The sequence below is a fragment of the Paenibacillus sp. D2_2 genome (assembly GCF_031199965.1).
GTDB lineage: Bacteria > Bacillota > Bacilli > Paenibacillales > Paenibacillaceae > Fontibacillus.
The window spans coordinates 1,348,522-1,363,080 of record NZ_CP133605.1; the positions used below are offsets into that span (position 1 = coordinate 1,348,522).

Consider the following 14,559-nt stretch of genomic DNA (forward strand, 5'->3'; position numbering starts at 1 on the left):
TCTATGGATTTAAACAAGGTAGAAATCTGTTCACAAAGGCGAGCGCTTCGCTTCTCCAGCGTAGTTTAATTCAACTTATATAGTATAGAAAAGAGGTTGGTACATATGGAAGAAATAAAGGGGATCTTAATCACGGTTGAGACGTTGAAGGCGGATTTTATCCGTCTAGGGGTTCGTCCGGGAATGACGGTTATTATGCATTCGTCTTATAAAGCGATAGGTCAATTTGTAGTCGGAGGGCCGCCTGCGGTAATTCTTGCTCTGGAAGCGGTGGTTGGCCCGGAGGGGAATGTGGTGATGCCTACGCATTCCGGGGATTTGAGCGATCCTGCCGGATGGGAAAATCCACCGGTTCCGAAGGAATGGTGGAGACGATTCGTGAACAGATGCCTGCCTATGATCCAGATTTAGCGCCGTTATGGGGGATGGGGATTATACCGGATATGTTCCGTAAGCAGGATTCTGTCATCCGCAGTAACCACCCGCAGCTATCCTTTGCCGCATGGGGGCCTAAAGCCGAGTTTATTGCAGGAAATCATGCCCTGGAATACAGTTTGGGAGAGCAATCTCCTCTGGCGCGGATTTATGAGCTGGAAGGGCATGTTCTGCTACTTGGTGTGGGGAATGGCAGCAATACTTCGCTGCATTTATCGGAGATTCGGCAGAATATGAGACCAAGCGAGAGATTATGAATCAGGCACCGATCAAGATTGATGGGATCAGACACTGGGCACAGTTTAAGGACATTGATTATGATTCATCTGATTTTTCGGCTATTGGCGACGATTTCGAACGGGAAACCGGCTTGGTTCAGCGTGGTAAGATCGGCGGTGCAGAGGCGTTGCTGATTCCGCAGAAGGAGCTTATCGATTACGGGGCATTGTGGTTGCCTGCACATCGCAAAAAGTCATAAAGTTATATGTTCAAGACCTCGCATTTGGCGAGGTCTTGAGACTTTAGGAGTTCATTCTTTTAAATAAATTATTTTCGCTCAAGTAGAGCTGGATTGAATTCCTTTATAATGTTCTCCGGTCCTTCCGCAATGTCATAGCACCATTCCAGCATTCCACCACTATAGTTATGGACTTTGTCAAAGCCATTATGCTTGAAGTATCGGGCTACTTGATAGCTTCTTCCTCCACTCCGGCATACGAATACATACTCTCTGTCCATATCGAAGTCTCCGAGATAATACGGGATATCATTCATCGGAATAAGTGGGATGCCAGGGATATGCCCCGCTATGTATTCCTCTGGTTCACGAACATCGATAACTAAAGTTTTATTATTTGAATTTTGAAGTATATGCTGTAGTTCATCGCAATCGATATGCGAAATTCCACCGATAATTTCACTCACTTGATTTTCCTCATTTCTGATTTATATTTTTGCAACCTCATCATTTCGCGGGGACTGCATTCAATTTTCTATCATATCTATATAGAGCTTTAAATTCAATTCCCAGTATGCTCAGCATATGATAAATTGATATAAACATCATCAGTGATAAGGTTACGACATTCCGCGTACTCCTTACAGAATAGCTTGATAAGTGAAAAATATCACAAATTCATTGATAGTTGAAAAGCTCACAACTAAAAGTGTGTGTTCAAAAGATGGCTTTTCTGCATCGAGAAGGTTGGATGAAGATTTCTAAAAACTCTATTTGAAGGGATGATTTATGTGAAAACTACACCACGGCGTTCTTTTGCTAACTGGCTGTTGATCGGACTTCATTTATTTTTGGGGATAGGTGCAGTATTCGGCGGTGCAGTACTGGTTATGGATCCGAGCGGGGATTTGCTTGGAATGCCTTCCGACATTATGCAAATTAAGCTATTTCCTAATTATCTTATTCCCGGAATCATTCTCTTAGTGTTCATGGGGATCTGTCCGTTAATCGTGGCCTGGGGATTGTTAACGAGGAGGGAATGCAAATGGGCGGAACGTCTAAATGTATTTAAGAAATCGCATTGGTCCTGGGCATACTCGTTGTATATTTCCATCATTCTAATTATTTGGATCTCGGTAGAGACTTATATTCTGAATGCAGTTGCTATAGTTCATCTTTTCTATATCGCACTTGGGCTCGCTATTCAGATTGTGACGGTGCTTCCGATCGTTAATGAAGCGTATCTAAAGGAGCCAGAAGAGGATGCAATAGAGACCTGGGAGGATATTTAGGAGTAATATGCTGGATGCATGTGAAGTGGTGCCTACGTCCATTCGTCCATTGGCAGGTCGATTCAAAGGAAAGCATGTCCTTGGGTCTGGTGTCAAGATGTGGACAAAGAGTGCGTTAATTGCGGGGATTTTGTAATGAAAATCGCGAAAAGTCTTATGCCCCAACGGTTTGGATTTAATTGTTGGAAGTAGGATAATTTTTTCAGAAAAAATGTGGATAATGTGCATAACTTAGTGGATAATTTGGGAAATTGCGAATAAAGCCTATTATAAGCCGTAAAAAAACGACCTCAGAGGTCGTTTTTTTACAATTATTATCAATTGGTTTGTGGATAAAGCTATGATCAACATTTTTTTACGATTTTATGAAAATCTTATCTTAATTATCCATCAGTTGCTCCCACTCTTCATAGATGGCAGACAATTGCTCCTTATACTCATCAATCGAGGCTTGCCGTTCTTGGACAGCCGCATAATCCTGGTATACTTCCGGCAGGGTAAGCTCGTGCTCGAGCGAAGCAATGTCCTCTTCCAGCTTAGAAATGAGTTCCTCCAACTGTTCAAGACGGCGCTGACGGTTGCGTTCCTCGCGCTTCGCTTGTTTGTCCGCTTCATAGGATGCGGCACCTGATTTTCCTTTAGCGGCGCTGTCATCCTCTTGTATGCTCGAACGCTCCGCAGGCTTTTGCTTGGTAGCTTCTTGAGCAGCCTTCTCTGCGGCCATTTCTTCCAGCTCCAGCTTCTTTTCCTGATAATCATCATAATTACCCAGGAAATGTCCGGCGCCGTTCGGATGTAGCTCGACGATCCGTTCAGCCATCTTATTCAAGAAATAGCGGTCATGGGAAATGAATAGCAGTGTGCCGTCATAATCAAGCAGGGCGGATTCCAGCACCTCTTTGCTAAATAGATCCAAGTGGTTCGTCGGCTCGTCAAGAATAAGAACATTAGCTTTCTCCAACATCAGTTTGGCCAAAGCGACGCGGGCTTTCTCCCCACCGCTTAAGGCCGCGACTTTCTTCAGAACGTCCTCTCCACTGAACAGGAAGTTCCCAAGCACACTGCGGATACGAGCTTCCTCTATATGAGGGAATGCACTCCATACCTCTTCCAGCACAGTGTTGTCGCGATTAAGGTGCGTCTGCTCCTGATCATAGTAGCCGATCTTTACTTTGGCGCCCCAGGTTAGTGAGCCTGAACGAGGCTTGAAATCGCCAGTTAGTATTTTTAACAAGGTCGATTTGCCGATACCATTTGGCCCGATTAGTGCTACCGTCTCTCCACGCAGTAGATTAAAAGATACATTCTGAAATAGTGGAGCTTTGGAGTCATCATAACCATAGGACAAATGATCCACGTGCAGGACGTCCTTGCCTGTCTGAATCTCCGCTTCGAAGGAGAAGCTGGCTCGCTTTAAATCGCCGAGTGGGCGGTCAATGCGCTCCATTTTCTCCAGCGCTTTGCGCCGGCTTTGTGCCCGTTTGGTCGTTGAAGCGCGGACAAGATTACGTTGGATGAAATCCTCCATCCGGGCTATTTCGTCCTGCTGCTTCTCATACTGTTTCATACGGCTCTCATATTCAGCCGCTTTTAGCTCGATATAACGGCTGTAATTGCCGGTATATCGGGTTGACTGATGCCGTTCGATTTCGACAATGGTCGTAACGAGACGATCCAGGAAATAGCGGTCGTGTGAGACGACCAGTAATGCCCCGGAATAATTACGGAGATAATCCTCGAGCCAGGTTAAGGTCTGAATGTCCAAATGGTTCGTAGGTTCGTCCAGCATAAGCAGGTCTGGAGCCTGAAGTAGGATCCGTGCCAGTGCAAGCCGGGTCTTCTGTCCACCGCTCAAGGTTGAGACAACTGTATCGGACGGGAAATTACCGAAGCCCATTCCATACAGTACGCTACGAATGCGCGTCTCGATCTCGTAACCGCCGTTATCCTTGAACCAGTCCGATTTGAGCGCATAGCGGTTAAGCAGATCCTGATACGTCTTCTCATCAGCAGCCGCGGCTGGATCAGCTATTTGAGCCTCCATTTCTCTTAGCTCACGCTCAGTCTCTAAGAGAGGTGCGAATACATTCAGCATTTCTTCCCAAATCGTCCGGTCGGACTGCAATCCGCTGTTCTGGGCCAGATAGCCGATGCGCGTCTCTTTGGCTTTGAAGATCTGCCCCCGTCATGAGATATTTCCTCGGCGAGGATTTGCAGCAATGTAGATTTCCCTGCGCCGTTGACACCTACCAGCCCGATCCGTTCTCTTTCCAGGATCTGTAGGTTGATGCCCTCCAGTACCGGAGTGACGCCATATAATTTTGTAATATTAGCAGCTTGAAGCAACATAATGAATTTAATCCTCCAACGAATTTACTAAGTATGTTCTGAGGCCTTCTATATATTGTAGTGTACATGAAAAGCCTTGCAAATGCACCGCACTTTAATGACTGCTGTCATACTATTTGCAAAAAGAAGCTTGGTTTTCATTTTACGTCAACAATGATACACTAGAGGGAAGAATATATTTTTGACAAAACACAAAATATATCCTTCTTGACGGAAAGGGGAAGATACGTCGTGAAGGATACTTCAGCACAAAATATATCCGCACAAAAGAAAGAACTGCGTCACACGATGACTGTGATCCGTTCCCACGTCTCTGCAGATTCCCGCAGGGAACAGTCGATCACTGCCAGTCTTTTGGCAGAGAACGAAGTGCTATCCCCTCTAAGAAAAAAACGCGGTGGAAGACTGAATGTGTTCTGCTATGTGTCATTTCGAGATGAGCCTGAGACGATACATTTGATTCAAACTTGCCTTGGGCAGGGTGATCGGGTATTGGTCCCCAAAGTGATGAGCGAAGAACGGAAGCTGGCGCTTTATGAAATGAATGATGTAAATGATCTGATTCCGGGAGTATGGGGCATTCCCGAGCCTGGAGATCCTATACCGCAGTGGCCAACAGCGCGTTATGCGGAGATCGACATCATCATTGTCCCGGGTCTTGCCTATGATCGCCATGGCGGGAGAATTGGTTTCGGGGGCGGGTATTATGACCGCTTCATGGAACAAATATTGGCAGATAAGAACCGTGGACATGTCCCAATCAGAGCTTCGCTGGCGCTTGAGGAACAGATCGTCCAGAAGCGGATTCCTATGGAAGAGCATGATTTTAGACTGGATATGCTGTTTACAGCATCAGGTATGATATATATATGAAGGAGAGTAGTGAGCGCACTTATGGAAACGGAATCAGGACAAGCCATGACGCATTTTAACGAACAGGGTCGGGCGCGGATGGTCGATATTTCGACTAAGGAGTCTACAGTCCGGGTAGCCGTTGCACAGACGACGGTGCAGATGCAACCTACAACTCTAGCTGCAATCAAGCAAGGGAAGATCGGCAAGGGGGATGTGCTTGCTGTTGCTCAAGTGGCAGGAATTCAAGGAGCCAAACGCACGTCTGATTGGATTCCGATGTGCCATCCGCTGATGCTTACTGGAGTGAACATCGTATTTACGGATAACGATCAAGATGAGTTATATATAGAAGTTACGGTCAGGACTGAAGGAAGAACAGGAGTAGAAATGGAAGCACTTACGGCCGCATCGGCGGCAGCGCTAACGGTGTATGATATGTGCAAGGCCTTACAGAAGGATATCGTCATCGGTCCTACGATGCTACAGGCCAAAAGTGGTGGTGTCAGCGGGGATTATTCCCAAATCTGATGTCCTAGCGCACAGTTGCGCATGATGAAGTGATGATTACAACTTTAAATAGAAGTTCCTATTAGGGTGAGGAGGATGGCTTCATGGTTTGGAGAACAGCGATTCTTACGGCAAGCGACAAAGGAGCCAGAGGCGAACGTGAAGATACGAGCGCACAGGTGATTAGGGAACTAGTCGAGGAAGAATTGGGAGGCGAAATCATCGAATATCGCATCGTGCCTGATGAACCTGATGAGATCATCGCTGCACTGATTGAAATGACCGATTATTTTCAAGCCGATCTTGTCTTGACTACTGGCGGCACGGAGCTAGCTATTCGGGATGTGACGCCAGAGGCGACCCGCCGTGTCATCGAACGCGAGGTACCGGGAATGGCCGAAGCGATGCGGTACAGGGTGGCGCAGAAAAATCCAGCAGGCATGCTGTTTCGAGGCATTGTCGGAATTCGCGGCCGGACTTTGATCGTCAATTTGCCGGGAACTCCAAAAGGGGTGCATGAGAACCTAGCAGCGATTATGGATCAGCTTCCGGAAGCGCTGCTTATGGTCACAGGTCAATTCCGTCTTTAATTTTCACCATGCGGATTGCTTCTATGGAATAGATACGGATGTCGAATATGCTCTCAGTGTTACTTTGTGTTAGATATAGAATTTATAAGTTATCAGCGTAGCTGATGAAATTCTATATCGCAAGAAAACCTACCTCTAGATCGCGGTCGTTCATCTTTGAATGACTTCGATCGGTTTTCTTATCAAGGCGGACTTCTTGAAGAACCCATAATAGCAAATAATTTTTCTGAACAGGCTGTAACTGTGATCTATGTTATGGTATGATGTGGGCGTATCATGATGGCGCCCATCATGAGTTAATTATTTTATGCTAACGGGGGAGAATGAGCATGAGTGCAGGTGCTTTTCTGTTAATTATTGTAGCGGCTCTCGTGTTGTTTGGTCCGAAGAAGCTGCCGGAGCTCGGCCGCGCCGTTGGACGCACAATTAATGAGTTCAAGAAAGCGACTCGCGATATTATAGAGGACCGTCCCGAAGCTGAGAAAGTAGAAGCGGCTCCTGTGAATGAAGCTCCGAAGCAAGAGGACCGGCGTCTACCAGAATAGAAGATACATATTGGATGATGAATCCCTTCCTGTTAATAGGGAGGGATTTTGTTTGTATTTTGCCGCACTAGTGATGGGATAAGTGAGCCGGACAGATCGGCCTAAGGAGGACAAGTATGGCTGATGAACAGAATTCAGAGACGATTGTGGAACATTTAGCGGAATTAAGACGGAGATTAATTTATGTGGCTCTCGTGTTTACATTCGTTCTCGTCGCCGCTTTTTTTGTCGTTCGTCCGATTTATCAATATTTGACGATCAATTCGATTACAGGCGTGGAGATCAAGCTGAACGCTTTCTCATTCTGGGACGGTGTCGGCGTGTATATGAAAATATCGATGGTTGTTGCCTTTGGTATAACCCTACCCTTTACGCTGTATCAAATATGGGCGTTCGTTAGTCCTGGGCTGAGACCCAAAGAGCGTAAGGCGACGCTAAGGTATATTCCTTACGTTTTCCTCTGTTTCTTAATCGGGATTGCGTTCGGTTATTTCGTTGTATTTCCACTGGCAATGAAATTTACCGGAGGACTGAACAAGGAGCTTGGTTTGATTGAGACCTATGGGATGGCAGACTATTTCAAGTTTTTGATGAATCTTGTATTCCCGATTTCGCTGTTGTTTGAACTGCCACTCGTTATTTTGTTCCTGACGCAACTGCGCATCCTGAACCCGGGATTACTGCGGAAAATGCGCCGTGTCGCTTATTTTATATTGGTAGTTATCTCAGTGATGGTCACGCCTGCGGACTTGTTCTCGGCCTTCCTGGTGTTGATCCCGCTTATTATTCTGTATGAGATTAGTGTGCTGATATCCAGCCGAGTACATAAGAAGCAGGTAGCTGCGGACGCCAAGCGTGCAGAAGAGTATAGCTAATGGGTAAATGAGTGTAGTGCAGTAGCGCCGTATTTGCTCATATTTGCGGAGTATCGATGTAGAGCGGCTACTTCGAGTACAATTCCTGCAAAAACGCATCTTTTTGCCCCCGATGTAAGCGAAATGAAGAGAATAGCTGCAGAAATGCAGTTTTTTTCTTGGAATTGGCTTATTTCTATGAGTTATGATGAAAAAGCCTGCATTTTTGCAGGCTTTTGTTAAACAAGGCTGGTTTGTATGTTGAAAACCTGCACTTTTTCAGTTTTTTTGGTTTTACACTACTTATTGGCAGGATACTAATGGATCACAAGGGACGAGGGTATTGCTTGAGGGCAGTCTTGTCTAACTCGCTCTAGCTGATTAAGCGCTGTGCGGGTTCCTACTCTATTTCTTTATTCCGCGCAAAAAAAGATGATGGGAAAACTTGAAATTTACGTATGATTTTATTATCATTATAGATGTTGTTAGCACTGTGACGTATCGAGTGCTAATTATTGAAGCGGAAGCTTATCAATGAATCACCATTACTAAAGGAGGCTCTTTTTTCATGATCAAACCATTAGGTGAACGCGTACTGGTAGAAGCAATCAAGCAAGAGGAGACTACAGCATTTGGCATCGTACTCCCGGATGCGTCCAAAGAGAAGCCACAAGAAGGCAATATCGTCGCAGTTGGAAGCGGCACATTGAAGGATGGCGTTCGTGTTCCTCTGGAAGTGAAGGAAGGCGACCGTGTATTGTTCTCTAAATATGCTGGTACTGAAGTGAAGTATGACGGCAAGGAATATTTGATTATGAAGGAAAGCGACATTCACGCGATTATTGAATAATAAGCAACTTGGGCTTGAATATAACGACTGAACAGCAGGATTCATAATTTAAGGAGGTAATTATTCATGGCAAAAGTAATTAAATTCAGTGAAGAAGCACGTCGCGCAATGCTTCGTGGTGTAGATACTTTGGCTGATGCGGTAAAAGTAACACTTGGACCAAAAGGCCGCAACGTGGTATTGGAGAAGAAATTCGGTAGCCCGCTGATCACCAATGATGGTGTAACGATCGCGAAGGAAATTGAATTGGAAGACGCGTTCGAGAACATGGGCGCTCAGCTCGTGAAAGAAGTAGCGACGAAGACAAACGACGTTGCCGGTGATGGTACAACTACAGCAACGGTCCTTGCACAAGCGTTGATTCGTGAAGGATTGAAGAACGTTACTGCTGGCGCTAGCCCAATCGGTCTTCGCAAAGGGATCGACAAAGCGGTTAAAGTAGCGGTTGAAGAACTGCAAAAAATCTCCAAGTCGATCGAAGGCAAGCAATCGATTGCTCAAGTAGCAGCGATCTCCGCAGCAGACGAAGAAATCGGCGAACAAATCGCAGAAGCGATGGAAAAAGTGGGTAAAGACGGTGTTATCACTGTTGAAGAATCCCGTGGTTTCCTGACTGAGCTTGAAGTAGTAGAAGGTATGCAATTCGACCGTGGCTATGTATCTCCATACATGATCACAGATACCGATAAAATGGAAGCTGTCCTCGACAATCCATACATCTTGATCACAGACAAGAAGATTAGCAGCACGCAAGAAATTCTGCCGATCCTTGAGAAGATCGTACAACAATCCAGACCGCTGCTTATAATCGCAGAAGACCTCGAAGGCGAAGCACAAACGGTGCTGATCTTGAACAAACTGCGTGGTACGTTTAATGCAGTAGCTGTTAAGGCACCTGGCTTCGGCGACCGTCGTGAAGCGATGTTGCAAGATATCGCAGCCTTGACTGGCGGCCAAGTGATCACCGAGAAACTTGGTTTGGATCTGAAGAGCACAACAATCGAACAACTGGGTAATGCACGCCAAGTTATCGTAACGAAAGAAAACACCACAATCGTGGACGGCAGCGGCGACAAAGCCGATATCGATGCTCGCGTGAACCAAATCCGTGCGCAACTGGAAGAAACCACTTCCGAGTTCGACAAGGAGAAATTGCAAGAGCGTCTGGCTAAACTGGCTGGCGGCGTGGCGGTTATCAAAGTTGGTGCAGCTACAGAAACCGAATTGAAAGAACGCAAGCTTCGCATCGAAGATGCCCTGAACGCAACTCGCGCAGCGGTTGAAGAAGGGATCGTATCGGGCGGCGGCGTAGCGCTCGTGAACGTATACAATGCAGTAGCTGCACTTGAACTGAGCGGCGACGAGAAGACAGGCGCAAGCATCGTGCTTCGAGCTCTAGAAGAGCCAGTTCGCACAATTGCAGCTAATGCGGGTGAAGAAGGCTCCGTTATCGTAGAACGTCTGAAGAAGAAGAGGTTGGCGTGGGCTACAACGCAGCAACTGGCGAATGGGTGAACATGTTCGACGCTGGTATCGTTGACCCTGCGAAGGTAACACGTTCCGCACTGCAATATGCAGCTTCCGTAGCAGGTCTGTTCTTGACTACTGAAGCAGTAGTTGCTGATAAGCCAGAACCAGCTGCACCAGCTATGCCTGACATGGGCGGCATGGGTGGAATGGGCGGTATGATGTAATAAGGCTCACAAAGCCTTATGCATTAAGGGTTTCTTGGAAGGGAAACGCCGTTTGAGCACATCATTTAATAAATGCCTCTCAGGAGCAATATCTGAGAGGCTTTAGAGGTCCGCCATTCCTAGTGAATGGCGGATTTTTTTTCGAATTAGCAGCTGACGGGTGCTATGATGAAACTGCTCTAATTTATTCTTCATCATCTAGATATCAAGCTGCGGGACAACGACAAGGCTAGACAAATGTCCCGTAATGGGCGTAACTTTTTACAATTAGCTTTCTCCTTTTTGAATCCATTCACCAAACTGCTTCATTGCTTTTTCACTGTGAACGTATTTATACGTTTTACCATCCTTGTAATGAAAAATTGCGGCGCTGTCTTCATCGCCTTCGATTTCTGACTTGATCGAAAGGATACACTCTACGTCGAGCAACTTGAAATTACCTTGTTCATCTTCAGCCGGGATGGCCTGTTGTTTTTGTTCTTCTTCCATGTCCATGAAGCCTCCACAAGTTGTTTTGATTTTATTATACCTGAACGGAAAACCATTTTCATTTGTGTATGATGAAAGGACATACTACATACACGGGAAACTACCGCACATTCGATAGGGAATGGGTGACTATGCTCGCTTAAAAAAGAAGCCTCTCACCAGTTCATTTGGACTGATGAGGGGCTTCATTAAATGTAAAATAACTAATTGAACCTCAGCATCAGGCAGCTGGCATGGCTGCTTCAGGAACAGCTTCCTCAGCAGCCGGATTTAGTTCTATGTGGCGACCGTCAATCCACCAGTTGCCATTGTTAGTATTGATAAGGAGCCAGTCGGACCAACGCCCAATTACCTGAACGGTTTGTGGACTCAGAGTAGATACTTTAGGGGAAAAAGCATCCGGATATTGATAGGTATAAGTCTTATCCTTAAGATCGGCGGTGGCATTCATATCCTCAACAACAACCAGCTTTCCTGGTGATGGTTGAATCCAACCAGTCCCCTGGTTGCTAACGACCTTATACCAGTCGCCCTTCTCAGCTGTAACTTCAACCTGTTGTGGCTTCAGGTTAGAGATGCTGTCTGCAGCTCCAATTGTGCTATACAATTTGGTTTCTGCTAATAGGCTCATAGACTTTTGGAGATATTGAACCTTTTGTTTCTCCAGCCAAAGAGTATAAGATTTTTGCGCTGTAAATAACGGAACCTCTTTATTTTCGGACCAGATTCCATTAAAAGCACTTAATGGCACGCTTCCTTCTCCGGCGTAATTTGCAACCTCGATGGTAAAGCCAGGGCGGCCAAATTCTTGGATGAACCAGTCTTTATAGCCTCCGCCAGATGGGTTTTTCTCAGGCTTAACAAGAGAATATCCTGTAAGCTTGCTTATCTCCGTAGCTATAGCTTTATCTCTAGATAGGTTTTTGCTTAGCGTGTTGAAGTGCCAGAACAGGATCTGTCCCGAGCTATGATAAGAAATCGTAAGTTCAGGGTCGATCTTGTATGTAAAGTCCATCATACTTTGTACTTCTAGAGCTTGAGCCGCCTGAGTACCTTTATAATCATGATACCAAGGATACGCTTTGGAATTTCTAATATTGTTCCATTGGGCTGGGTATTGGCGATTCAGATCGATTCCCTGCATATTGGCTTTCCAGCGATTAAAGTTAGTGCTATTACCATTGTATTGTTTTAAGGTCTTCGCCAGATTTGCTGATAGACCTGTAGTTCCTTGCTGTTGTAGGGTTACACCATCCGGATTAACCATAGGAACAAACCAGATGCTTACGTGGTCTAGTAATTCGCGTACATTATATTTCGAGATTTTTGTATTGTTATAATAGGCAACAGCATATGTATCGATCATTTTCATGAGAAGAGGCGTAGTTATCCATTCTCTGGCGTGATGTGATCCATTAAGAAATAGTACGGATTCACCCGGCCTAATTTGATAGCCCATAACTCCCGGCCATATTTCGTCTGTCCTATTGTTTCATAAGATATGAGATCAGGATAGGCATCTGCGAGTTTCTTCATGTCTCTCTGCATGATTGAATAAGAATAGATTTGATTAGGATTTACGATAGATGTAGATGCCTTTGCGGATTGTGGTGCTTCAAAAAAGAGGCTACTAGAAACAAACATAGGAAGAAGAATAGAACTCTTTTTAATGGAGTAGTCTTTGGAACTGGTGACTTAATCAATATTTCACGTCTCCCATTCATCTGTTATTAAGTATAAAGTCTAGTGACTAGTTGCGAGTATAAGTTAATATACCTATTAAGTCAATACATTTACTGGTAATTACGTGAGTCTAATTTACTAGAGTTGGATGTATATTGGATTAATAAAAGGAACATAATAGTTTTTAAGTTGCTGAATAGGAGTTATCTAACAGGTTGTAAGAATCTGAATTTACATACTACTTTTAATTTGATATATTGGTGGGTAACTCATTTCGCGAAATTACCTTAGATAACATAGAAGAAGTGGTGAGGAACATGGGATAACTGTAAAAGATATGCTGCAATTGCCTTCCTTTCGAGGAGCAAAGGTACTGACCGGAAAAAATAATCTTCAACGTACCGTATCCTCTTTATCTGTACTAGAGGTTTCAAACGTGGATTATTCCTCCCGTATAGTCAACTCGGTTCAAGAAGAGTGGTATGCGGAAGAGATGGTTATCAGTTCTTTTTACTCCATTAAAGATAGTATAGAGAAGCAGTGTGAAGCGATTGAGTATTTGTATGAGCTCGGTGAAGTTGGACTGATTCTATATTATGTGGGAATCATTATTCCGGAAGTAGCCGAAGAGGTGCTGCAATTAGCAGAGTCCAAAAATTTCATCATCATATGCATGCCTGAAAATGATTTTTCACTTCGCTATAATGAAGTGATATATGAAGTGATGGAAGCGATCGTTCTGAATAATCAGACGTTTAATGATAATTTTGTAAATGAAGCGTTAGAGAAAGTGTCTTTGCTGCCAGAGCACTCACGAAGCGTAGAAATTACACTTAAATTTCTATCTGATCGGCTGAAAGCAAACATCATCCTGACGAACACGCATATGGAGATTGTGAATCAAGTGATGTGGCCTCGTAATTCATCGTTAGATGTAGCTCATCTTATAGATGGCTATGCTCCCTATTTATTGAATGGGGCGAAGGGGCAAACAGAGTCTAATTCCGATTGCTATGTGGAATACAAGAGTGTTCATCAAAAAAACGGAGAAGTACTCTATCTATTTCTAATTAAAGAGAATTCAAAATTACCTGCGAAGACCATCGATAAAATCAGTGAGGTTGTACAGGTGGCGATCAATTTGTGGGGAATAAGCATAACGAGGTCAGCGAATATGCCCTGGTAAAAGCGATTATTAATGATGAGAGCGATAAAATGCGAAGACTGGCTCATCTTCTCCATATTGATGTTGCTTCCATTCAGATGATGTGGTTAGTATTTATTCATGATTTGTCGGAAGAAAAGCAGATTCGCGAAGAGTTGGAAGAGTATTTGTTCAAATATTACAAAACAGCGGTCATTCAAACGATTGATCATTGTATCATTGCCCTCATGGGAAATTGCTCTTACAAGTACAATGAGTATGAGATTGCAGCCGAGTATATCGACACAACGAATTCTTCCTCGCTTATATTCGAAATGGTCTATGCTCCCAGAATGAGAAATACGCAAGATGTACGGCGTATGTACCGACTGGTGAACAGTGTGGGAAGGAAAGTCCATCTGATTTATGAGCATCGTAAATTATATACGGCAGCTGAGATGCGTACGATGAAACAAGCGATCGATATGAGTGCACAAGGAGAAGAAGTCCTTGAGGAATGGATGGCTGTTATTGATCCCCTTCTGGATGATCCAGATTTGCTTAAGACACTCATGACCTTTTTATTAGATGCCAAAGGAAATTATGATGAGTGTGGAAAAATGCTGTTCGTGCATAAAAACACAGTGAAATATCGCATTAAAAAGATCAGCGAATTAATTGGTTATGATGTAACGGTTAATTCCGAATTTTATGATGTTTGCATAGCCTGTATGATTTATCGGCTTATACACAGCTAGTCTAATCCGTAACTTTTGTCAAAAAGACAAAAATTACGGATTTTTTTTGGGTTTTTG

The 14,559-nt window shown here is 44.4% G+C and carries 11 protein-coding genes and 4 pseudogenes; 11 read left to right on the forward strand and 4 right to left on the reverse strand.

Annotated features, from left to right (window positions below; genetic code table 11):
- Positions 1-195: 195 nt before the first annotated feature.
- Positions 196-913 (forward strand): annotated as a pseudogene (locus RE628_RS06700) (aminoglycoside N(3)-acetyltransferase).
- Between the two features lie 68 nt (positions 914-981).
- Here the strand turns inward: RE628_RS06700 and RE628_RS06705 are convergent.
- Complete coding sequence (locus RE628_RS06705) at positions 982-1,359, reverse strand: rhodanese-like domain-containing protein (RefSeq protein ID WP_309158013.1); 378 nt, start codon at positions 1,357-1,359, stop codon at positions 982-984.
- Between the two features lie 324 nt (positions 1,360-1,683).
- Between RE628_RS06705 and RE628_RS06710 the strand changes: the two genes are divergently transcribed.
- The gene (locus RE628_RS06710) at positions 1,684-2,184 is read left to right on the forward strand and encodes a hypothetical protein (RefSeq protein ID WP_375143048.1); all 501 of its coding nucleotides are present in this window, start codon (positions 1,684-1,686) and stop codon (positions 2,182-2,184) included.
- 379 nt (positions 2,185-2,563) lie between these two features.
- Here the strand turns inward: RE628_RS06710 and RE628_RS06715 are convergent.
- Positions 2,564-4,533, reverse strand: a pseudogene (locus RE628_RS06715) (ATP-binding cassette domain-containing protein).
- Positions 4,534-4,764: 231 nt separating this feature from the next.
- Here RE628_RS06715 and RE628_RS06720 point away from each other — a divergent pair.
- The 7 genes and pseudogenes from RE628_RS06720 (at position 4,765) to groL (ending at position 10,428) form a co-directional block, all read left to right on the forward strand.
- On the forward strand, positions 4,765-5,406 hold the full coding sequence (locus tag RE628_RS06720; RefSeq protein ID WP_309158015.1) for a 5-formyltetrahydrofolate cyclo-ligase: 642 nt from the start codon (positions 4,765-4,767) through the stop codon (positions 5,404-5,406).
- A gap of 21 nt (positions 5,407-5,427) precedes the next feature.
- Positions 5,428-5,916, forward strand: a complete 489-nt coding sequence (moaC, locus tag RE628_RS06725; protein ID WP_309158017.1) for a cyclic pyranopterin monophosphate synthase MoaC — start codon at positions 5,428-5,430, stop codon at positions 5,914-5,916.
- Between the two features lie 83 nt (positions 5,917-5,999).
- Positions 6,000-6,485 carry a MogA/MoaB family molybdenum cofactor biosynthesis protein gene (locus RE628_RS06730; RefSeq protein WP_309158018.1) on the forward strand — a complete coding sequence of 162 codons (486 nt, stop codon included), beginning with the start codon at positions 6,000-6,002 and terminating at the stop codon, positions 6,483-6,485.
- 329 nt (positions 6,486-6,814) lie between these two features.
- Positions 6,815-7,030, forward strand: a complete 216-nt coding sequence (locus RE628_RS06735; RefSeq protein ID WP_309158020.1) for a twin-arginine translocase TatA/TatE family subunit — start codon at positions 6,815-6,817, stop codon at positions 7,028-7,030.
- Positions 7,031-7,146: 116 nt separating this feature from the next.
- Complete coding sequence (gene tatC, locus RE628_RS06740; protein ID WP_309158022.1) at positions 7,147-7,905, forward strand: twin-arginine translocase subunit TatC; 759 nt, start codon at positions 7,147-7,149, stop codon at positions 7,903-7,905.
- Positions 7,906-8,452: 547 nt separating this feature from the next.
- Positions 8,453-8,734 carry a co-chaperone GroES gene (gene groES / locus RE628_RS06745; RefSeq protein ID WP_309158025.1) on the forward strand — a complete coding sequence of 94 codons (282 nt, stop codon included), beginning with the start codon at positions 8,453-8,455 and terminating at the stop codon, positions 8,732-8,734.
- Between the two features lie 66 nt (positions 8,735-8,800).
- Positions 8,801-10,428 (forward strand): annotated as a pseudogene (gene groL / locus RE628_RS06750) (chaperonin GroEL).
- A gap of 267 nt (positions 10,429-10,695) precedes the next feature.
- On the opposite strand, the gene RE628_RS06755 reads toward groL, so the two are convergent.
- Both RE628_RS06755 and RE628_RS06760 read right to left on the reverse strand, forming a co-directional pair.
- Positions 10,696-10,917 carry a hypothetical protein gene (locus RE628_RS06755; RefSeq protein WP_309158027.1) on the reverse strand — a complete coding sequence of 74 codons (222 nt, stop codon included), beginning with the start codon at positions 10,915-10,917 and terminating at the stop codon, positions 10,696-10,698.
- Between the two features lie 220 nt (positions 10,918-11,137).
- Positions 11,138-12,561: pseudogene (locus RE628_RS06760) on the reverse strand (M14 family zinc carboxypeptidase).
- A gap of 376 nt (positions 12,562-12,937) precedes the next feature.
- Between RE628_RS06760 and RE628_RS06765 the strand changes: the two are divergent.
- Positions 12,938-13,786, forward strand: a complete 849-nt coding sequence (locus RE628_RS06765; RefSeq protein WP_309158032.1) for a PucR family transcriptional regulator ligand-binding domain-containing protein — start codon at positions 12,938-12,940, stop codon at positions 13,784-13,786.
- Entirely contained in the window at positions 13,744-14,502 is a 759-nt protein-coding gene (locus RE628_RS06770) for a PucR family transcriptional regulator (protein ID WP_309158034.1), read from the forward strand. Before RE628_RS06765 ends, RE628_RS06770 begins: the two co-directional genes overlap by 43 nt.
- Positions 14,503-14,559: the final 57 nt, after the last annotated feature.

Bases quoted from the DNA above. Each gene is read 5' to 3' on its own strand.
- RE628_RS06730 (WP_309158018.1), top strand. From the start codon at position 6,000: ATGGTTTGGAGAACAGCGATTCTTACGGCAAGCGACAAAGGAGCCAGA.
- groES (WP_309158025.1), top strand. From the start codon at position 8,453: ATGATCAAACCATTAGGTGAACGCGTACTGGTAGAAGCAATCAAGCAA.
- RE628_RS06755 (WP_309158027.1), bottom strand. From the start codon at position 10,917: ATGGAAGAAGAACAAAAACAACAGGCCATCCCGGCTGAAGATGAACAA.
- RE628_RS06735 (WP_309158020.1), top strand. From the start codon at position 6,815: ATGAGTGCAGGTGCTTTTCTGTTAATTATTGTAGCGGCTCTCGTGTTG.
- tatC (WP_309158022.1), top strand. From the start codon at position 7,147: ATGGCTGATGAACAGAATTCAGAGACGATTGTGGAACATTTAGCGGAA.
- moaC (WP_309158017.1), top strand. From the start codon at position 5,428: ATGGAAACGGAATCAGGACAAGCCATGACGCATTTTAACGAACAGGGT.
- RE628_RS06765 (WP_309158032.1), top strand. From the start codon at position 12,938: ATGCTGCAATTGCCTTCCTTTCGAGGAGCAAAGGTACTGACCGGAAAA.